Below are 19,838 nucleotides of genomic sequence, written 5' to 3'. Positions count from 1 at the left end.
GGCCGGGGAGGACGCGCCGCGCTTGCCGCCCGCGTGGGCGCCGCCCGAACCGGTGCGGCCGTCGGAACCGGTGCGGCCGGAGCCGGAAGCCGCGCCCTGGTCCGTGCCCGTACCGGAGCCCACAGCGCCCGCCGCGTTCCGTACCGACTTCAGCGCGCCGCGCAGCCGCTCGCCCGAACTGGTGCCCTCGGAGCGGCGCTTGCGCCTGCCACCCGTGGTGCCGGGGCTGTAGGCGGGGCCGCTCGCGCCCGTACCGCCCTTGCCGGAGGGCGACGCGGTGCCGGGCGGGGCCGCCGGGCCGGAGGAGGGCTTGGCGGACGGCGACTCCACCCGGGGCAGCACGGAGGTGCGCGTCGGGTCGCCGTCCCGCTCGCGGGCGGGCGGGCCGAGCGGGCCGGCCAGCCCGTTGGCCACCGGTTCCAGCAGCAGCCGGGCCCCGTTGACGTCGAGCCGCTTCTCGGGGTCCTTGACGAGCAGCCCGGCGATGACCTCCCGCAGCTCGCCCGCGTGTTCGGGCACCGGCACGGGCTCGGTCATCACGGCCGTCAGCGTGGAGATGGCGGAGCCCTTGTCGTAGGGCGGGCGGCCCTCGACGGCGGCGAACAGCAGGCCGCCCAGCGACCACAGGTCGGCGGGCGGACCCGGTGGCTTGCCGCGGGCGCGCTCGGGCGAGATGTAGGAGGGGGCGCCGACGAGCATGCCGGTGGAGGTGACGGAGGGGTCGCCCTCGACCTTGGCGATGCCGAAGTCGGTGAGGACCACGCGCCCGGTGCCGTCCTCCAGCAGCACGTTGGAGGGCTTCACGTCGCGGTGCAGGATGCCCTCGCGGTGGGCGGCGCGCAGCACGTCGAGGATGGCGAGTCCGACCTGGGCGGCCCGCTGCGGGTCGAGCGGGCCGTCCTTCTTGATCTGGTCGGCGAGGGAGCGGCCCTCGACCAGTTCCATGACGATCCAGGGGCGGCTGTCCTCGTTGACGACGTCGAAGACGGTGATGGCGCTGCCGCTGCGGATCCGCGCGATGGCCTTGGCCTCCCGCAGGGTGCGGGTGATGAGCCGCTGCTTCTCCTCCTCGTCCACGCTGGAGGGGAACCGGAGCTCCTTCACCGCGACACGGCGGCCCAGGATTTCGTCCTCGCCGCGCCAGACGGTACCCATGCCGCCGCGCCCGAGGACACCCCCGAGCCGATAGCGCCCGCCTACCAGCCGTCCCGCGTCCTCGCTCATGAATCCCCTTGTGTCCCCTCTGCGTGAGAGCCCGCCCCCGGCAGAGCCTTCATTGTGAACCATCGCCCTGACAAGACGTGTACGGGGGCGGCACAGTTACACCACAGCCCCACCACTTCTCACCCGGGTTCACACCCCCAACAGCCCCTGGGAAAAGGACCAGTCCAACGAGGGACCCGCCGACGGGTTCCCCGGGCCGGGGGCGGGCTTTGCCTCGGCTACACGGGAACGATGTCGGGGGCCCCGAGCCGGGCCGCGTCCGCCGTCTGGTCGTCGGGCTGCAACTGCGACTCCCGTTCCGCCTCGACGCGCTTCTCGTAGTGCTCGACCTCACGGTCGACCTGGTCGCTGTCCCAGCCCAGCACGGGGGCCATCAGCTCGGCGCACTCGCGGGCGCTGCGGGTGCCCCGGTCGAACGTCTCGATGGAGATGCGGGTGCGGCGTGTGAGGACGTCGTCCAGATGGCGGGCGCCCTCGTGCGTGCACGCGTAGACGACCTCCGCCTTCAGGTAGTCGTCGGCGGCCGGCAGCGGCTCGCCCAGCTTCGGGTCCCGCTCGACCAGTTCGAGGACCTCCTCGGTCATCGAGCCGTAGCGGCCCAGCAGATGCTCCACCCGCGCCACGTGCAGCCCGGCCCGCTGGGCGAGGCGGGCGCGCCCGTTCCACAGCGCGTGGTAGCCCTCGGCGCCCGCGAGCCGCACCTCCTCCGTCACGCAGTCCGCGACCCGGTGGTCGAGCCCGTGCACCGCCTCGTCCACCGCGTCCTTGGCCATCACCCGGTACGTCGTGTACTTGCCGCCCGCGATGACGACCAGTCCCGGCACCGGATGCGCCACGGTGTGCTCGCGCGACAGCTTGCTCGTCGCCTCCGACTCGCCCGCCAGCAGCGGCCGCAGCCCCGCGTAGACGCCCTCGACGTCGTCCCGCGTCAAGGGCACCGCCAGCACCGAGTTGACGTGTTCGAGCAGGTAGTCGATGTCGGCGCTGGAGGCGGCCGGGTGCGCCTTGTCCAGGTCCCAGTCGGTGTCGGTGGTGCCGATGATCCAGTGCCGGCCCCAGGGGATGACGAACAGCACGCTCTTCTCGGTGCGCAGGATCAGGCCGGTCGAGGAGTTGATGCGGTCCTTGGGCACGACGAGGTGGATGCCCTTCGAGGCGCGGACGTGGAACTGGCCGCGCTCGGCGATCAGCCCCTGGGTGTCGTCCGTCCACACACCGGTCGCGTTGACCACCTGGCGGGCCCGCACCGCGTACTCGCCGCCCTGCTCCAGATCCTCGATGCGCGCCCCGACGACCCGCTCGCCCTCCCGCAGGAAGCCCACCACCCGGGCGCGGTTGGCCGCCAGTGCGCCGTACTCGGCAGCGGTGCGCACCAGGGTGGCGACATAGCGCGCGTCGTCCACCTGCGCGTCGTAGTACTGGAGCGCCCCCACCAGCGCGTCCTTGCGCAACGCGGGCGCCACGCGCAGCGCGTGACGGCGGGAGAGGTGACGGTGCGTGGGCAGTCCGCGGCCGTGGCCCGAGGAGACGGACATGACGTCGTACATCGCCACACCCGTGCCCGCGTACAGCCGCTCCCAGCCGCGGTGCTGGAGCGGGTAGAGGAACGGCACCGGCTTGACCAGATGGGGGGCCAGGCGCTCCAGCAGCAGCCCGCGCTCCTTGAGCGCCTCGCGCACCAGCGCGAAGTCCAGCATCTCCAGATAGCGCAGCCCGCCGTGGATGAGCTTGCTGGAGCGACTGGAGGTGCCCGACGCCCAGTCACGCGCCTCGACGATCCCGGTGGACAGTCCGCGGGTGACCGCGTCCAGCGCGGTGCCCGCGCCGACGATGCCGCCGCCGACCACCAGCACGTCGAGTTCGGCTTCGGCCATCCTCGCCAGCGCCCCGGCGCGCTGCTCCGGTCCCAGTGCCGCTGTCCTCACTGCTGCCTCCCTGGTGCTCGTGTCGCCTGGTGCGCTTGCTGCCTGCCGCTCACTCGCCGCCGCCCGCCCCGCCCGTCGCTCGTCCGGTCCTCCCCCTCGTCTCACCCGTCGCGCCCGTCCTACCCGGGCACCGCCTGCCGGTCCCCCTGACGATGGTCCCCCATTCCCGCGACTTTGGCTGGGCGTCGGCCCTGCTGAGCGCGCAATCCGACTTGTCTGTCATATGGGCTCTTAACCTTAATGAGCGCCGCTCGCCACTCCCGGTGCTGCCCGGGGACGGAACCGGGACGACAAGGGGAAGGGAAGACCGCTGTCATGCCCGCAGATCTCGCCGTGCTGGGACTCGCCCATTCGGGGCTGCCGCTGGCTCAGGCCGCCACGGCGAACGGAATCGGCACCATCGGCTACGACCCCGACGAGACGACCGTCGCCGACATCGGCGCGGGCCGCCCTCCGAGTGACGCCCCCCTCACCGCGGCCGAGGTGCGGCGCATGCTGGCCAAGGGGTTCCGCGCCAGCTCCGACCCGGCCGTGCTCGGCCGGGTCCGCACCGCCGTGATCTGCGCCCCCACCACGCTCGGCCCCAACCGCACCCCCGACATGAGCGCGGTGCGCACCGCCGCCCGCACCCTGGCGGGGCACCTGCGGCCCCGCACCACCGTGATCGTCGAGTCGAGCGTCTACCCCGGCTGCACGGAAGACGTCGTGCGCCCCCTGCTGGAAGAGGGCTCCGGTCTGCGCGCCGGGCGCGACTTCCATCTGGCGTGCTCCCCCACCCGCGTCGACCCCGGCAACCGCCGCCACACCTACGCCACCATCCCCAAGGTCATCGGCGGCCTCACCCCCGTCTGCACCGAGGCCGCCGCCGCCTTCTACGGACGGCTCACCGACAAGGTCGTCCGCGCCCGCGGCCCGCGCGAGGCCGAGACCACCAAGCTGCTGGAGACCAACTACCGGCACATCAACATCGCCCTGATGAACGAGATGGCCGTCTTCTGCCACGACCTGGGCATCGACCTGTGGGACGTCCTGCGGTGCGCCGAGACCAAACCCTTCGGCTTCCAGGCCTTCCGGCCGGGCCCCGGGGTGGGCGGGCCCGGCGTCCCCGTGGACCCCAACTACCTCTCGTACCACAGCCGTTCACTGGGATACCCGCTGCGGATGGTGGAACTGGCACAAGAGGTCAACGAACGCATGCCGCGCTATGTGTCACAGCGGGCCGCCGCCCTGCTGAACGAGCACGGCAAATCGGCGCGGGGCGCCCGCATCCTGCTGCTCGGGGTCACCTACAAGCCCGACCTCGCCAGCCAGGAGGGGGCACCCGCCCGCGAGGTCGCCGGCCGGCTCAAGGAACTCGGCGCCCAGCTCATCTACCACGACCCGTACGTGCCCCAGTGGCGCGTCGCGGGACAGCCCGTACCCCGCGCGGACGCGCTCTACGAGGCGGCGGCCGCCGCCGACCTCACCCTGCTGCTCCAGAACCACCGGGTGTACGACCTGCAAGGGCTCGCCGCCAAGGCGCAGCTCCTCCTGGACACCCGCGGTGCCAGCCCGACGGGCGCCGCCCACCGGCTGTGAGCCCCGGCGCCGGCTGGAGCCCCCGGCGCCGGCCGGGAGGGCGCGGCGCCGGGGTGCGGTACGCACGCGCCGGGCACGGTACGGCTTCGCCGGGGTGCGGGACCGTACCGGGGGCGGCTGTGCGGGGGTGCGGGACCGCGCCGGGGGCGCGGCTCAGCGCGAGCGCGAGACGGTCACCTCGACGCGCTGGAACTCCTTCAGCTCGGAGTAGCCGGTGGTCGCCATCGCCCTGCGCAGGGCTCCGAAGAAGTTCATGGAACCGTCGGGGGTGTGGGCGGGGCCCAGCAGGACCTCCTCCAGGGTGCCGACGGCACCGAGGTCGACGCGGCGGCCACGCGGCACGTCCAGATGCACGGCTTCCATGCCCCAGTGGTGGCCCTTGCCGGGGGCGTCGGTGGCACGGGCCAGCGGCGAGCCCATCATCACGGCGTCGGCACCGCAGGCGATGGCCTTGGGCAGGTCCCCGGACCAGCCCACACCGCCGTCGGCGATGACGTGCACGTACCGGCCGCCGGACTCGTCCATGTAGTCACGGCGGGCGGCGGCGACATCGGCGACGGCGGTCGCCATGGGCACCTGGATGCCCAGCACGTTCCGCGTCGTGTGCGCGGCACCCCCGCCGAAGCCGACCAGCACACCGGCCGCGCCCGTCCGCATCAGGTGCAGCGCCGCGGTGTAGGTGGCGCAGCCGCCGACGATCACCGGCACGTCCAGCTCGTAGATGAACTGCTTCAGGTTCAGCGGCTCCGCCGCGCTGGAGACGTGCTCGGCCGAGACCGTGGTGCCGCGGATCACGAACAGGTCCACACCCGCGTCCACGACCGCCTTGGAGAACTGCGCCGTCCGGCCCGGCGACAGGGCCGCGGCCGTCACGACACCCGCGTCGCGGACCTCCTTGATCCGGCGGCCGATCAGCTCTTCCTTGATCGGCTCGGCGTAGATCTCCTGCATCCGGCGGTTGGCCGTGGCCTCGTCCAGCTCCGCGATCTCCGCCAGCAGCGGCTCCGGGTCCTCGTACCGCGTCCACAGCCCTTCCAGGTTGAGGACGCCCAGCCCGCCCAGCTCGCCGATGCGGATGGCCGTGCGCGGCGAGACGACCGAGTCCATGGGGGCGGCGAGGAACGGCAGCTCGAAACGGTAGGCGTCGATCTGCCAGGCGATCGAGACCTCCTTCGGGTCGCGGGTGCGCCTGCTGGGCACCACGGCGATGTCGTCGAAGGCGTACGCCTGCCGCCCGCGCTTGCCGCGCCCGATCTCGATCTCAGTCACGCTGCCGTTCCCTCACTTGTCCTCAACCGGCGAGATAAAGGTCCTCGTCGAACACCGTGACCACCACGATGACCATGAGACCGTGCCCGACCAGGTACTCGATGAGGATGCCCGGAGCGGCCTGCGCCTTCCGGTCGTCCTCGTGCGTCCCCACCGGCGCCGACGCCTTGTGGTAGGGGTCCTCGGCCAGCCTGGCCAAGCCCCGCTCCAGCATCTCACGGCGGTCCGGGCTCATGGAGTCCACGGTCTCCCGGGCCTCTATTGTGTATGTGACGCGATACGCCATACCTGGCGCCCTCCTGCCAACTGAACAGCCCCGAGGGGGCGGAAAGCTAGCGCCGCGAGTAGTTCGGCGCCTCCGTCGTCATCTGGATGTCGTGGGGGTGGCTCTCCTTGAGGCCGGCCGAGGTGATGCGGACGAAGCGGCCGCGGGCCTTCATCTCGGGGATGGTGCGGCCGCCGACGTAGAACATCGACTGCTTGAGGCCACCGACGAGCTGGTGGACGACGGCGGAGAGGGGGCCGCGGTAGGCGACCTGGCCCTCGACGCCCTCGGGGATCAGCTTGTCGTCGCCGCTGACGCTCTCCTGGAAGTAGCGGTCCTTGGAGTAGGACTTGCTGTCGCCGCGGGACTGCATGGCGCCGAGGGAGCCCATGCCCCGGTAGGACTTGAACTGCTTGCCGTTGATGAACAGCAGCTCGCCCGGGGACTCCTCGCAGCCGGCCAGCAGGCTGCCGAGCATCACCGTGTCGGCACCGGCGACCAGCGCCTTGGCGATGTCGCCGCTGTACTGCAGGCCGCCGTCGCCGATGACCGGAACGCCGGCCTCCTGGGCGGCCAGCGACGCCTCGTAGATGGCGGTGACCTGCGGGACGCCGATGCCCGCGACGACGCGGGTGGTGCAGATGGAGCCGGGGCCGACACCGACCTTCACCCCATCGACACCGGCGTCGATCAGCGCCTTGGCGCCGTCACGGGTGGCGACGTTGCCGCCGACGACATCGACGCCCGGGTGGTTCGACTTGATCTTGGCGACCATGTCGCCGACCAGCCGCGAGTGGCCGTGCGCGGTGTCGACGACGATGAAGTCGACCCCCGCCTCGATGAGGGCCTGGGCCCGGTCGTAGGCGTCGCCCGCGACACCGACGGCGGCGCCGACGACGAGGCGGCCCTCCGCGTCCTTGGCCGCGTTCGGGTACTGCTCGGCCTTGACGAAGTCCTTGACCGTGATGAGGCCCTTGAGCGAGCCGGCGGCGTCCACCAGCGGGAGCTTCTCGATCTTGTGGCGGCGCAGCAGCTCCATCGCCTGGTCGCGGGAGATGCCGACCTGGCCGGTGACCAGCGGCATCGGCGTCATGACATCCCGCACCTGGCGGCTGCGGTCCAGCTCGAAGGCCATGTCGCGGTTGGTGACGATGCCCAGCAGCTTGCCCGCGGCGTCGGTGACCGGGACGCCGCTGATGCGGAACCGGCCGCAGAGCGCGTCGGCCTCCTCCAGCGTGGCGTCGGGGCGGATGGTGATCGGGTCGGTGACCATGCCCGACTCGGACCGCTTGACCCGGTCGACCTGGTTGGCCTGGTCCTCCACCGACAGGTTGCGGTGCAGCACGCCGACACCGCCCTGGCGTGCCATCGCGATGGCCATCCGGGCTTCGGTGACCTTGTCCATGGCGGCGGACAGCAGGGGCACGTTCACCCGGACGTTGCGCGACACGTACGACGCGGTGTCGATCTCGTGCGGCGCCATGTCCGACTCGCCCGGCAGCAGCAGGACATCGTCGTATGTCAGGCCCAGAGTGGCGAATTTGGCGGGCACACCGTCGACGTTTTCAGTCATGACACCTTTCCCGGATCACTCCCGCGGGCGCGGGGACCGCCGCTGCTTGTCCAGCCGCAGACTCCATGCTATCGGCCGGCCGAGCATGGCCGGGCCGCCTGGGGAAAACGCGGTCTGTGGGAAAACTCCCAGCACCCGGGCCCGGCGGAACGGCCGCGGCCGGCGCCGGCCGCCGTCACTGCTCGGCCAGCGCGCGCGTCACTGCTCGGCCAGCGCGCGCAGCCTGCTGAGCGCCCGGTGCTGGGCGACACGTACGGCGCCGGGCGACATGCCCAGCATCTGGCCCGTCTCCTCGGCGGTCAGTCCGACCGCGACCCTCAGCAGCACCAGCTCGCGCTGGTGTTCGGGCAGATTGGCGAGGAGCTTCTTGGCCCACTCGGCGTCGCTGCTGAGCAGCGCCCGCTCCTCGGGGCCGAGGGAGTCGTCCGGCCGCTCGGGCATCTCGTCCGAGGGCACGGCGGTGGAGCCCGGCCCGCGCATGGCCGCCCGCTGCAGGTCGGCGACCTTGTGCTGGGCGATGGCGACGACGAACGCCTCGAACGGCTTTCCGGTGTCGCGGTAGCGCGGCAGCGCGCACAGCACCGCGATGCAGACCTCCTGGGCGAGGTCGTCGACGAAGTGGCGCGCGTCACCCGGCAGTCGCGTCAGGCGGGTCCGGCAGTAGCGCACGGCCAGCGGGTGCACGTGGGCGAGCAGATCGTGGGTGGCCTGGCGGTCGCCCTCGACGGCACGCTGGACGAGTTGGCTGATCCGGGCGACCCGTTCGGCGTCCGCACCCGCGGCACCGCCTCCCGGTACCTCCGCGGCGCCGTACTCGTCCGCGACGGGCGATCCCCGGCCCGGCCCGGGCACAGGCCCGGGCGTCGGCCCGTTCTCCTCGTCGCGCATCGGTCCATGGTGCACCGCCGCCGCGCGGTCCGCCGCACCACTCCCGTGGATGTGAGCCGAAGCGTTATGAGCAGGCGCACTGGCCCTCATGTCCCACGCCCTCCCCTCACGCCTGACCGACCGGTCCCCGAGGAACTCCATACAACAAGCATGCGACACCCGCGAGATTTCCCGGATGCCGCGGGAGGACGCGCGGGCGCTCCGTCCCGTGGCCGGGCCGCCGTCCCACACGTCCGCGACCGCGGCCGGGCGCGAACGAGCGGACACCGGTCCGCGCCGGCCGTACGGCCCGACCGGCCAGGACGGCCCGGGGAACGGGGGCGCGCCCCCTGGGCCCCGGGCCGGGAGCCGCCCCGCGGACGTGCGCCCGGCACCCGGCTATCGGACCAGGCCCCAGCGAAAGCCGAGCGCGACCGCGTGCGCGCGGTCGGAGGCGCCGAGCTTCTTGAAGAGCCGCCTGGCGTGGGTCTTGACGGTGTCCTCGGACAGGAACAGTTCGCGTCCGATCTCCGCGTTGGAACGGCCGTGACTCATGCCCTCCAGCACCTGGATCTCCCGCGCGGTGAGCGTGGGGGCCGCGCCCATCTCGGCGGAGCGCAGCCGCCGGGGGGCGAGCCGCCAGGTGGGGTCGGCGAGCGCCTGGGTGACGGTCGCGCGCAGCTCGGCGCGGGACGCGTCCTTGTGCAGGTAGCCGCGCGCGCCGGCCGCGACGGCCAGCGCCACCCCGTCGAGGTCCTCGGCCACGGTCAGCATGATGATGCGGGCGCCGGGGTCGGCGGAGAGCAGCCGGCGAACGGTCTCCACTCCGCCCAGGCCGGGCATCCGGACATCCATCAGGATCAGGTCGGACCGGTCGGCACCCCAGCGGCGGAGGACTTCCTCGCCGTTGGCCGCCGTCGTCACACGCTCGACGCCGGGCACGGTCGCGACCGCGCGACGCAGGGCTTCTCGGGCGAGCGGGGAGTCGTCGCATACAAGGACGGATGTCATGACCGCCCTCCGCTGCTGATGCGCATCACCTTGAGCCTCCAGGCTGCTGAAGAAGAATCGTCACCAGGCGATTGACGGCCTCGCACACGCGTGCCCCGGCTGGTTTCGAGTCAATCGCTTTCGCTCTCTCAACGACGGTCACCCGAAAGAGTTACGGCTTTCCGGTACCGCTCTCAGCACTCTACGTGAGCGACCGTACACAGAGCAGCAACATCCTCTCTTTGGATCGCACGCAGCCCCTTCTTTCCTGCGGTGCCCTATTTAGCTGCATTTCTTCCGTTTCGCGAGATCCGTCGCTAGATTCGCGAAAGAGTCATATTTACGCACGAGTGACAGATCGCCCCCAGCAGCACTCAGGAGAGACGCGATGGCAGACTTCTCCCGCCTTCCTGGACCCAACGCGGATCTGTGGGACTGGCAGCTTCTGGCCGCCTGCCGCGGGGTGGACAGTTCGCTGTTCTTCCACCCCGAGGGGGAGCGCGGCGCGGCCCGCAGCGCGCGGGAGGCGTCCGCGAAGGAGGTGTGCATGCGCTGCCCCGTGCGCGCCGAGTGCGCGGCGCACGCCCTCCAGGTACGCGAGCCCTACGGCGTCTGGGGCGGCCTCACCGAGGACGAGCGCGAGGAACTGCTCGGCCGGGCACGCAACCGGCTGGTGACGACGCCGCAGGGCGAGGCCGCGGACGAGCGCGCTGACGCCCGCGCCGACGCCCGCCCGCAGGCCGCCGAGCCCGCGGGCGAGCCCTAGCGGGGTGCCGCCCGGCACCTGACCGGGCAGGTGCGGCTCCTCGCCGCGCAGAAACGTTCACCCGCCGGAAACGTCCACCCGCGGACCGGGGGCCGGACGGCCGGCTCAGCGGCGGGCCGCGGCCTCCAGCCGCTCCAGCATCGCGGAGACGGCGGGCACCCGCGCGAGGTCGGGCAGCGTCAGCGCCACCACCTCCCGCTGCACGGCGGGGCTCACCCGCACCGCACGCGTCCCGCGGGGGCGTACGGACTCCACGGCCAGCTCCGGCAGCACGGCGACCCCCAGGCCCGCGCCGACCAGGCCCACCACCGCCGGATAGTCGTCGGTAGCGAAGTCGATGCGCGGGGTGAAGCCCGCCGCCTCGCACACCTCCACCAGATGCCGGCGGCAGCGCGGGCAGCCCGCGATCCAGGGCTCCTCGGCCAGCGTGCCGATGCCGACCTCCTCGGCGTCCGCGAACGAATGCCCCTCCGGCACCAGACCGACCAGCCGGTCCGTCAGCACGGGCCGCACCACCAGGTCCTCCCTCTCCCAGCCCTCGGCCGGGTGGTGCCCCCACGGTTCCTCGCCGTAGCGGAAGGCGAGGGCGATCTCGCAGTCCCCCGCGCGCAGCATCTCCACCGAGCGCGGTGGCTCCGCCTCCACCAGCGAGACCCGGGTCCCCGGATGGTCGGCCCGCATCGCGGCCACGGCGGTGGGCACCAGCGTCGAGCTGCCACTGGGGAAGGAGACCAGCCGCACCCGGCCCGCGCGCAGCCCGGCCAGGGCGGCGACCTCCTCCTCGGCCGCGGCCAGCCCGGCCAGGATGCCTCCCGCGTGCCGCACCAGCGCCTCGCCCGCCTCGGTCAGCCGCGTCTCGCGGCCGGTCCGCACCAGCAGCGGGGTGCCGGCCGCCGCCTCCAGCGCCTTCATCTGCTGGCTGACGGCAGGCTGTGTGCAGCCCAGCTCGCGCGCTGCCGCGGAGAAGGAACCGGTGGTGGCGACCGCGCGCAGGACGCGCAGATGGCGGGCTTCGATCATGTGTCGAGCATACGTCTGCCCATAAGCGAGCCTTGGGGAAGCGCGGGGAAACGCGTTCGCGGCTTGGAGAGCGGCACGGCTAGCCTCGGTCCATGCAGCTGCTTTCCGTGAACCTGGCCAAACCCCACAGATCCGAGCACACCGACGCCGAGGGCAACTGGACCGGCATCGACAAACAGCCGGTCACCGGCCCGGTGGCCGTCTCCGCGCCCGGCCCCCGCGGCACCGGCGGCAGCGGGCTGGCCGGTGACACCATCGGCGACCTGCGCCACCACGGCGGCGACGAGCAGGCCGTCTACGCCTACGCGCGCGAGGAACTGGACTCCTGGGAGCGCGAGCTGGGCCGCACCCTGCCCAACGGCGTCTTCGGCGAGAACCTCACCACCAGCGGCGTGGACGTCGACGAGGCGCGCATCGGTGAGCGCTGGCGGATCGGTGAGACGGGAAGCGGCCCGCTGCTGGAGGTCTGCTCGATGCGCATCCCCTGCCGCACCTTCGCCGGCTGGCTTGACGAACGCGGCTGGATCAAACGGTTCATGGCGCACGCCCGGTCCGGCGCCTACCTGCGCGTGCTCGAACCCGGCCAGGTGCGGGCCGGCGATCCGGTCACCGTCGTCCACCGGCCCGACCACGAGGTCTCGGTCAGCTTCCTGTTCCGCGCGCTGACCGGCGAGCCCGGGCTGCTGCCCCGCATCCTCGCGGCCGGCGAGGCGCTGGACCCCCTGGCACGCGAGAAGGCGCTGCGGCGTACGGCGAACTGACGCCGTCTCAGCCCGGCCGTCCGGCACGCGCGAAGCCCCGGGCGCGTGCCGATAGCGTGGCGGCATGACGACTGCACTGATTACGGGAGCCACCGCCGGGATCGGCGCCGCCTTCGCGCGGCGCCTCGCCGCCCGGGGCCACCACCTCGTGCTCGCCGCCCGCGACACCGACCGCCTGTGGCGCGAGGCGACCGACCTGCACGACCGGCACGGCGTGGAGGCCGACGTCATCACGGCCGACCTGGCGACCGACGAGGGCATCGCGGCCGTCGAGGAGCGGCTGGGCGACCGTGCGCGGCCGATCGACCTCCTGGTCAACAACGCCGGCTTCGGCAACAAGGGCCGCTACCTGGAGGTGCCCGTCGCCGACGAGCTGACGATGCTCAAGGTGCACTGCGAGGCGGTGCTGCGGCTGACCAGCGCGGCGACCGCCGCCATGCGCGAACGCGGGCGCGGCGGCGTCGTCAACGTCGCCTCCGTCGCCGCGTTCTTCCCCCGCGGGACGTACGGGGCCTCCAAGGCGTGGGTCACCCAGTTCACCCAGGGCGCGGCCAGGGACCTGGCCGGCGAGGGGGTGCGGCTGATGGCGCTGTGCCCCGGGTTCGTACGCACGGAGTTCCACGAGCGGGCCGGGATGGATGCCGGGAACATCCCCACGTGGATGTGGCTCGACGCCGACCAGGTGGTCGAAACGGCTCTGCGGGACCTGGCGCGGGGCAAGGTGCTGTCCGTACCGGACCCCCGCTACAAGGCGCTGCTGGGCGCCTCCCGGCTCATCCCGCGCGGGGTGCTGGCGAGGGCCTCCTCCACGACGGGACGGAAGTACGGGCCCAAGTAGCGGCCCTTCCACGCTCCCCTCCGGGAACCTCCTCCGCGTTCCCTCCGGAAACCGGAAGAGGGCGCACCCCGCGGTGGGGTGCGCCCTCACAGGGAGGCGGAGGTGCCTCAGTGGGCGTGACCGTGGCCGTGGCCGTGCCCGGCGGCGGCCTCGTCCTCCTCGGCCGGCTTGTCGACGACCAGCGTCTCGGTCGTCAGCAGCAGCGAGGCGATCGACGCGGCGTTCTCCAGCGCGGAGCGCGTCACCTTCACCGGGTCGATGACGCCGGCCTTGACCAGGTCGCCGTACTCACCGGTGGCGGCGTTGAAGCCCTGGCCGGCCTCCATCTCACCGACCTTGGCGGTGATGACGTAGCCCTCCAGGCCCGCGTTCTCGGCGATCCAGCGCAGCGGCTCGACGGCGGCGCGGCGGACGGTGGCGACACCGGTGGCCTCGTCGCCCTCCTTGCCGAGGTTGCCCTCCAGCACCTTGACCGCGTGCACCAGCGCGGAGCCACCGCCGGAGACGATGCCCTCCTCGACGGCCGCGCGGGTCGCGGAGATCGCGTCCTCCAGGCGGTGCTTCTTCTCCTTCAGCTCCACCTCGGTGGCCGCGCCGACGCGGATGACGCACACGCCGCCGGCCAGCTTGGCGAGGCGCTCCTGGAGCTTCTCGCGGTCCCAGTCGGAGTCGGTGGTCTCGATCTCGGACTTGATCTGGGCGACGCGGCCGGCCACGTCCTCGGCCTTGCCGGCGCCGTCGACGATCGTGGTGTCGTCCTTGGTGACGGTCACGCGGCGGGCGGTGCCCAGCACGTCCAGACCGGCCTGGTCGAGCTTGAGGCCGACCTCCTCGGCGATGACGGTGGCGCCGGTGAGCGTCGCCATGTCACCGAGCATCGCCTTGCGGCGGTCACCGAAGCCGGGCGCCTTGACGGCGACGGCGTTGAAGGTGCCGCGGATCTTGTTGACGACGAGGGTGGAGAGGGCCTCGCCCTCCACGTCCTCGGCGATGATCAGCAGCGGCTTGGAGCCGCCCGCCTGCATGATCTTCTCCAGCAGCGGCAGCAGGTCCTGGATGGAGCTGATCTTGCCCTGGTGGATCAGGATGTACGGGTCGTCGAGGACGGCCTCCATACGCTCCTGGTCGGTGACGAAGTAGGGCGAGAGGTACCCCTTGTCGAAGGCCATGCCCTCGGTGAAGTCCAGCTCCAGGCCGAAGGTCTGGGACTCCTCGACGGTGATGACGCCGTCCTTGCCGACCTTGTCCATCGCCTCGGCGATCAGCTCACCGACCTGCTTGTCCTGCGCGGACAGCGCGGCGACGGAGGCGATGTCCTCCTTGGAGTCGATCGGGCGGGCGGTCTTGACCAGCTCGTCCGAGACGGCGGCCACGGCCGCGTCGATGCCCTTCTTCAGGGCGGCCGGGGACGCGCCGGCGGCGACGTTGCGCAGGCCCTCGCGGACCAGGGCCTGGGCCAGCACCGTGGCGGTGGTGGTGCCGTCACCCGCGATGTCGTTGGTCTTGGTCGCCACCTCCTTGAGGAGCTGGGCGCCCAGGTTCTCGTACGGGTCTTCGACCTCGACCTCACGCGCGATCGTGACACCGTCGTTGGTGATGGTCGGGGCGCCGAACTTCTTGTCGATGACGACGTTGCGGCCCTTGGGACCGATGGTCACCTTCACGGTGTCGGCAAGGCTGTTGACACCGCGCTCGAGGGCGCGACGGGCGTCCTCGTCGAACTTCAGGATCTTCGCCATGGAAGCTGTTGTGTCCTCTCACACGTCTCGCACGTCTCGTACGAGCTGCGCCCTGGCCCCTGCTACCTCATGGGGAGCGGGCACCAGGGCGCGGTTCGCTGCAAACTGCTGCGGCTGGATTACTTCTCGACGATCGCGAGAACGTCGCGGGCCGAGAGAACGAGGTACTCCTCGCCGCTGTACTTCACCTCGGTGCCGCCGTACTTGCTGTACAGCACGATGTCACCGACCTTGACGTCGAGCGGCAGGCGGTTGCCGTCCTCGAAGCGGCCCGGGCCGACAGCCAGGACGGTGCCCTCCTGGGGCTTCTCCTTCGCGGTGTCCGGAATGACCAGGCCCGAGGCCGTGGTCTCCTCGGCGTCGAGCGGCTGGACCACGATGCGGTCCTCGAGCGGCTTGATGGCAACCTTGGAGCTGGCGGTCGTCACGATCCGACCTCCCCCTTCGGAGATCTCAAAACGGGGTCTTATGTCTGGGGTGGCGACCAGGTGGATCCGCCGTCGCGGGTGCCGGATCTGCCCGTCGCGTACTGCTGGCACTCCCACGGGGAGAGTGCCAGGGTCGAGATTATTGCTCGCGCTAGCACTCGGTCAAGCGGAGTGCTAGCCGCACCGGCTTGTGGCGGAATGAGGGGGTGCCCTTTTTCGGTGGCCCGGGCCCTTCGCGGATCGCCGTGGGGGTGGGCCCGTGCGGCGGGTGCGGCGTTGTTGTGGCTTGGCGCGCAGTTCCCCGCGCCCCTGGCGGGGCGGCCCCCTCTGGTTTTTGGCCTCGGGTTTTTGGGGCCCGCCGCTGGGGTGGGGCCGTGTGCCGGGTGCGGTGTCGTTGTGGTTGCTCGCGCAGTTCCCCGCGCCCCTGGCGGGGGCCGCTATGGGGTGGCCAGGAGTGTTTCGGCCTGGTCGAGGGTGCGGGTGAGGGCGTTCGGGGAGGGGGGCAGGTTGGCGATCAAGGTGTCCAGGGGGCGCAGGTCCGCGCGGGTGAGGAGGTGTTTCTCGTTGGTGACCCATTCGCCGCGGGCGGCCAGCACCGCGTGGGCCGTCTCCATGGCGGCGGTGGCGAGGGCGCCCGCGCACTCGGTGACCTGGCCGCGGGCGGCGTACGCCCCCCGCGCGTACCGGAGGGTCAGCGCGGCCCGCTCCCGCCACACCGGCGGGGCCGCCTCGCGCAGCGCGTCGGGGTACGAGGGGCGCGGCAGGTCGCCGCGCAGCACCTGGTTGACGGCGAGTTCGGCGACCAGCAGGTAGCTGGGGATGCCCGCGAGGTGGAACATGAGCGGCTCCCAGTGGAAGCGCCCGGCCCGCGCCTCGGCGAGTTCGTGTTCGACCACGTCGAGGTCCCGGTAGTGGACGTCGACGTGGCGGCCGTCGATGGTGAGCCACGCCCCGCCGTTGAAGACGCCGCCGCCCCAGGCGCCCAGCTCGGACACCTCGCCCTGCCAGCCGAGGGCGCGCAGGTCGGCGGGGTCGAAGGGGCCCCGGTAGTAGACGGCGAGGTCCCAGTCACTCGAAGGGGTGTGGGTCCCCTGCGCGCGGGAGCCGCCGAGGGTGACGGCACGGACGGTGGGCAGGGCGGCGAGCCGCTCGGCGACGTGGTCGAGGAATGCCGCGTCGGACATGCGCATGAAGGAGTTCCGTTCCGGGTGAGGTGAGCGGTGGCCGGGAGGGGCGGCCGGGCACGCGGCGCCGGACGCCGGAGCGGGGCTCGACGGCGCCGGGTGGTTCGTCGGCGCGGTGCGCGCGGCATGTCGTCACTTCACGTGCGCCACCCTAACGGCCGCCCCCTTCCGGCGCACGGGAGAATGGCGGGGTGGATGTCGAGGTGTTCGCCGGGTTGCTGTCCGCCGAGGGGCAGGGGCTCCTGCGCGAGGTGCGGGGAGTCGCGCCGGCCCAGGAGCTGGCCGTGGCGACCCGGCTGCGGCGGCGGCACGACGCGGCACTGGTGGCGGCGGCCCTCGCCCAGAACCGGCTGCGCACGCGCGCGGAGGCCAAGTTCGGCCCGGAGGAGGCGCACTCCCTGTACTTCACGGCGGACGGCCTCGAACAGGCGACCCGCGCCGGGGTCGCCGAGCACCGCGCCCGCCGCTTCGCCGCGCTGGGGGTGCGCAGCGCGGCGGACCTGTGCTGCGGCATCGGCGCGGACGCGCTGGCGCTGGCCCGCGCGGGCATCCGCGTCCTGGCGGTGGACCGCGACCCGCTGACGTGCGCGGTGGCACGCGCCAACGCGGACGCGCTGGGGGTCGCCGACCGGATGGAGGTGCGCTGCGCCGATGTCACCGAGGTGCCGACCGGGGACCGGGACGCCCTGTTCGCGGACCCCGCCCGGCGCACCGGACGCGGCCGGGTGTTCGACCCGGAGGCGTACTCCCCTCCCCTGAGCTGGGCCGTGGAGGCGGCCCGCGCCGCTCCGGTGGCCGCGCTCAAGGTGGCCCCGGGCATCCCGCACGAGGCGGTGCCCGAGGAGGCCGAGCCGGAGTGGGTCTCCTACGGCGGGGACGTGAAGGAGGCCGTCCTGTGGTTCACCGGCCGGGGCGCCGGGGAGGCGGGCGCCGCGGCGGGCGGGGTCCGCGCGACCCTGCTGCCCTCCGGGGAGACCCTGACGGGGGACGGGCGGGCCAGGGCCGAGGCCGGTCCGGTGGGCCGCTACCTCTACGAGCCGGACGGCGCGGTCGTGCGCGCGCACCTGGTCGCGGAGCTGGCCCGGCGCCTGTCGGGGCGGCTGATCGACCCGACGATCGCCTATGTGACGACGGACGCGCCGCGGTCCACCCCGTACGCCACCGGCTACGAGCTGACCGACGTCCTGCCGTTCAACGTGAAGAAGCTGCGCGCCCTGCTGCGGGAGCGCGGCGTGGGGTCCGTCACCGTCAAGAAGCGCGGCTCGGCGGTGGAGCCGGAGGAGCTGCGCCGGAAGCTGAAGCTGGAGGCGAGGGCGGCGGGCGGCTCGTGCACCGTCTTCCTGACCCGGGTGGCGGGGGCGCCCAGCATGCTGCTGGGCCACCCGCTGCCGCGCCGGACCCCCGCCGGCTGACGGCCGGCCCGCCCCGGCCGCCGGCGGTCGCCCTCCGATCGCCGCCGGTCGCCTCCGATCACCCCCGCCGCCCTCAGCTCCCTCAGCCCTCCGCCGGAGCGGCACCTCCCGCGCGTGCCGCCCGGGCGGAGAAGCCGCCGCCGAGGACGCGCTCGGTCAGGGTGCCCTCCGTCAGGGAGCCGTAGCCGGTCTCGGCCCACAGGCTGTGTTCGGGCGGGACCTCGAAGTAGGGGAGGTCGCGGCCCTCGTGCCGCTGGGTGAGGACCTCCGGGGCCCGGTGCGCGGAGACGGCCGACCGGCAGCCGCCGCACGCGGCGACGTCCAGCGACTCGCGGCGGCCCAGCGGGCGCCAGCGGACGCGGCCGGCGGCGGGGCCGTGCAGCGGGTGGAAGAAGCACAGCGGCAGCTCCTCCCCGCGGCGCAGCGCGCCGCGTCCCTCGTGGAGCAGGGCGAGGACTCCGGCCAGGTCGGGGACGCCGCGCGCGGCGTCGAGGACCCGCCCGGCGGCGTCGTACGCGTCCAGGGAGAGCTGGAGCCGGTCGCTGTCGGCGCCGTGCCCGTCCGGCTCGTGGGCCAGCAACTCCTCGTTGTAGGCCAGCAGTTCGCGCTGGGCGCGGCGGCGCAGGTCGCGGAAGCGTGCTGTGCGCGCGGAGGCGAAGACCGAGCGCGGTGAGGTGAACGGGGACCGCGCCGAGGCGCCGGAGCGGCGGCGCACCGTGCGGTAGGCCAGCGCGGCGGCGGCCAGGACGGCCAGGGCCGCGACGCCCAGTGCGGCGTACAGGAGCGGCGAGGTGCCACCGCTGCCACCGCTGCCGGCGCCGGCGGCGTCCGTACTGTCGGAGAGGTCCTTGGTGGCCTCCTCGTACACCTTGTCGCCGTCGCCGGCCTTCACGATCTCCAAGGCGCGGGAGAACTTGGCGTAGAGGCTCGCGTCCCGCATGTCCTCCTGGTGCCCGACCGCGGCCACGCCCCAGAACGCCTGGTGCTTGTCGTCGTCCGGGAACTCGTAGCCGTTCAGGTACCCCTCGGTCCTGCTCAGGGTCATGTAGACGGCTTCGCGGTGCGTGCTCTCGCCGAGCCGGTCGCGGACGACGTCGACCATCTTGTCCGGATCGCCGCCCCAGGCGTCCCCGGCGACGAAGGGCACGACGACCACGCGTACGGGGAGGCCCGACGCCTTGATCTTCGCCACCAGCTCGCGCTGCCGCGCGGGCGGGAACGCCGACTCGTAGGACGGGTCCACATAGACGGGCGACCTGCGCAGGCCGTCGGCTATCCGCTCTCCCGGAGCGGCCCCGGAACCGCCGGAGCCCGGATCCGGGCCGGTACGGGTACCGGTGCCGGTGCCCGTACCGGGACCGGGGTCGTCGGCGCGGGCGTGCCGGGCCGGGCCGAGCACCGGCAGCAGTGCCACGGCGAGGGCCAGGAGGCCCAGCAGGGCGGCGGTGGCGGGACGGCGGACCGGCGGGCGGGCGGCGCGGCCCTCGGTGGCGTGCGACTCAGTGGACACCCAGCTGCTCCCGTACACGGCGGACGATCTGTTCGGCGGTCAGCCCCGCACCCCGCCCGGCGCGGGACCGGGCGCCGAGGGGACCGGGGACGCGGTGGTACGGCTCCCGGGCCGCGAGGCGGCCCGCACGCGGGTCGCGCAGGCACAGCAGCCGCTCGGAGACGACGTGCACGGCCTGGACAGCCTGGCCGACCGCGCCCTCGCCGTCACGGGCGGCGAGCGCACGGCGGCAGTCGGGGCACACCGGGCGGGCCCAGGCGGAGCCGCCGTCGCCGGGGAGTTCCAGCTTCCGGGTGGCGGTGGCGGGCCCGTGCAGCGGGTTGAGTACGCACAGCCGGGTCTCGGCGGCCGGTCCGCCGGTGCGGTGCGCCAGGGTGGCGTGCCCGGCGCGGACGAGGGCGAGCCCGGCGGCGAGGGTGGACGCGTCGGCGTCGGAGTCGAGGCGGTTGTCGCCCTCCTGGTCGAGGAGGAGCGCCGCGGCGTCGAGGC

Annotated in this window: 17 protein-coding genes and 1 pseudogene; 5 read left to right on the top strand and 13 right to left on the bottom strand. The window is 73.2% G+C overall.

All coding sequences use genetic code 11. The annotated features are described in order from the left end of the window. Together FM076_RS20355 and FM076_RS20350 are read right to left on the bottom strand one after the other, a co-directional pair. Positions 1-1,224, bottom strand: a 1,224-nt coding sequence (locus FM076_RS20355) for a protein kinase domain-containing protein (RefSeq protein WP_173872415.1), incomplete at its 3' end; no start/stop codon positions are given. A 218-nt stretch (positions 1,225-1,442) separates the two neighbouring features. After that, a complete protein-coding gene (locus tag FM076_RS20350) occupies positions 1,443-3,149 on the bottom strand; it encodes an FAD-dependent oxidoreductase (RefSeq protein WP_173872414.1) in 1,707 nt (568 codons plus the stop codon). Between the two features lie 315 nt (positions 3,150-3,464). Here FM076_RS20350 and FM076_RS20345 point away from each other — a divergent pair, with 315 nt between their 5' ends. Then, positions 3,465-4,727 (top strand): nucleotide sugar dehydrogenase, encoded by a 1,263-nt coding sequence (locus FM076_RS20345; protein WP_173872413.1) that lies wholly within the window; start codon positions 3,465-3,467, stop codon positions 4,725-4,727. Positions 4,728-4,880: 153 nt separating this feature from the next. On the opposite strand, the gene FM076_RS20340 is transcribed toward FM076_RS20345, so the two are convergent. The 5 genes from FM076_RS20340 to FM076_RS20320 form a co-directional block, all read right to left on the bottom strand. Next, entirely contained in the window at positions 4,881-5,996 is a 1,116-nt protein-coding gene (locus tag FM076_RS20340) for a GuaB3 family IMP dehydrogenase-related protein (RefSeq protein WP_173872412.1), read from the bottom strand. A gap of 22 nt (positions 5,997-6,018) precedes the next feature. Continuing rightward, positions 6,019-6,282 (bottom strand): type II toxin-antitoxin system RelE family toxin, encoded by a 264-nt coding sequence (locus tag FM076_RS20335; RefSeq protein WP_173872411.1) that lies wholly within the window; start codon positions 6,280-6,282, stop codon positions 6,019-6,021. A 46-nt stretch (positions 6,283-6,328) separates the two neighbouring features. Beyond that, positions 6,329-7,834: an IMP dehydrogenase gene (gene guaB / locus FM076_RS20330; protein WP_173872410.1), complete on the bottom strand. Its 1,506-nt coding sequence runs from the start codon at positions 7,832-7,834 to the stop codon at positions 6,329-6,331. Positions 7,835-8,032: 198 nt separating this feature from the next. Continuing rightward, positions 8,033-8,722 (bottom strand): sigma-70 family RNA polymerase sigma factor, encoded by a 690-nt coding sequence (locus tag FM076_RS20325; protein WP_274598819.1) that lies wholly within the window; start codon positions 8,720-8,722, stop codon positions 8,033-8,035. Positions 8,723-9,100: 378 nt separating this feature from the next. Beyond that, a complete protein-coding gene (locus FM076_RS20320; RefSeq protein WP_003948568.1) occupies positions 9,101-9,712 on the bottom strand; it encodes a response regulator transcription factor in 612 nt (203 codons plus the stop codon). 367 nt (positions 9,713-10,079) lie between these two features. Between FM076_RS20320 and FM076_RS20315 the strand changes: the two genes are divergently transcribed. After that, entirely contained in the window at positions 10,080-10,457 is a 378-nt protein-coding gene (locus FM076_RS20315) for a WhiB family transcriptional regulator (protein WP_243274576.1), read from the top strand. 105 nt (positions 10,458-10,562) lie between these two features. On the opposite strand, the gene FM076_RS20310 is transcribed toward FM076_RS20315, so the two are convergent. Next, positions 10,563-11,477, bottom strand: a complete 915-nt coding sequence (locus tag FM076_RS20310; RefSeq protein WP_173872408.1) for a LysR family transcriptional regulator — start codon at positions 11,475-11,477, stop codon at positions 10,563-10,565. A gap of 92 nt (positions 11,478-11,569) precedes the next feature. On the opposite strand from FM076_RS20310, the gene FM076_RS20305 reads away from it, so the two are divergent. Together FM076_RS20305 and FM076_RS20300 are read left to right on the top strand one after the other, a co-directional pair. Next, complete coding sequence (locus FM076_RS20305; RefSeq protein WP_173872407.1) at positions 11,570-12,238, top strand: MOSC domain-containing protein; 669 nt, start codon at positions 11,570-11,572, stop codon at positions 12,236-12,238. Between the two features lie 64 nt (positions 12,239-12,302). Continuing rightward, on the top strand, positions 12,303-13,076 hold the full coding sequence (locus FM076_RS20300; RefSeq protein ID WP_173872406.1) for an SDR family NAD(P)-dependent oxidoreductase: 774 nt from the start codon (positions 12,303-12,305) through the stop codon (positions 13,074-13,076). Between the two features lie 107 nt (positions 13,077-13,183). On the opposite strand, the gene groL is transcribed toward FM076_RS20300, so the two are convergent. From groL to FM076_RS20285, 3 genes are all read right to left on the bottom strand, one after another. After that, the gene (gene groL / locus FM076_RS20295; protein ID WP_173872405.1) at positions 13,184-14,815 is read right to left on the bottom strand and encodes a chaperonin GroEL; all 1,632 of its coding nucleotides are present in this window, start codon (positions 14,813-14,815) and stop codon (positions 13,184-13,186) included. A 119-nt stretch (positions 14,816-14,934) separates the two neighbouring features. After that, positions 14,935-15,243, bottom strand: a complete 309-nt coding sequence (groES, locus tag FM076_RS20290; protein ID WP_016473371.1) for a co-chaperone GroES — start codon at positions 15,241-15,243, stop codon at positions 14,935-14,937. Positions 15,244-15,680: 437 nt separating this feature from the next. Beyond that, a complete protein-coding gene (locus tag FM076_RS20285; RefSeq protein WP_173874882.1) occupies positions 15,681-16,427 on the bottom strand; it encodes a nucleotidyltransferase domain-containing protein in 747 nt (248 codons plus the stop codon). A gap of 191 nt (positions 16,428-16,618) precedes the next feature. Between FM076_RS20285 and FM076_RS20280 the strand changes: the two genes are divergently transcribed. Next, positions 16,619-17,839, top strand: a complete 1,221-nt coding sequence (locus FM076_RS20280; protein ID WP_173872404.1) for a THUMP-like domain-containing protein — start codon at positions 16,619-16,621, stop codon at positions 17,837-17,839. Positions 17,840-17,921: 82 nt separating this feature from the next. Here FM076_RS20280 and FM076_RS20275 read toward each other — a convergent pair whose 3' ends face one another. Further along, on the bottom strand, positions 17,922-19,349 hold the full coding sequence (locus FM076_RS20275) for a hypothetical protein (RefSeq protein WP_173872403.1): 1,428 nt from the start codon (positions 19,347-19,349) through the stop codon (positions 17,922-17,924). Continuing rightward, positions 19,339-19,838 (bottom strand): annotated as a pseudogene (locus tag FM076_RS20270) (hypothetical protein); the annotation flags it as partial. The pseudogene FM076_RS20270 and the gene FM076_RS20275, both read right to left, overlap by 11 nt.

This window comes from Streptomyces albus subsp. chlorinus, assembly GCF_013302895.1.
GTDB classification, from domain to species: Bacteria; Actinomycetota; Actinomycetes; order Streptomycetales; family Streptomycetaceae; genus Streptomyces; species Streptomyces chlorinus.
The sequence above is the reverse complement of the archived record's forward strand: the minus strand, read 5'-3'. Positions and strand labels throughout refer to the sequence as shown.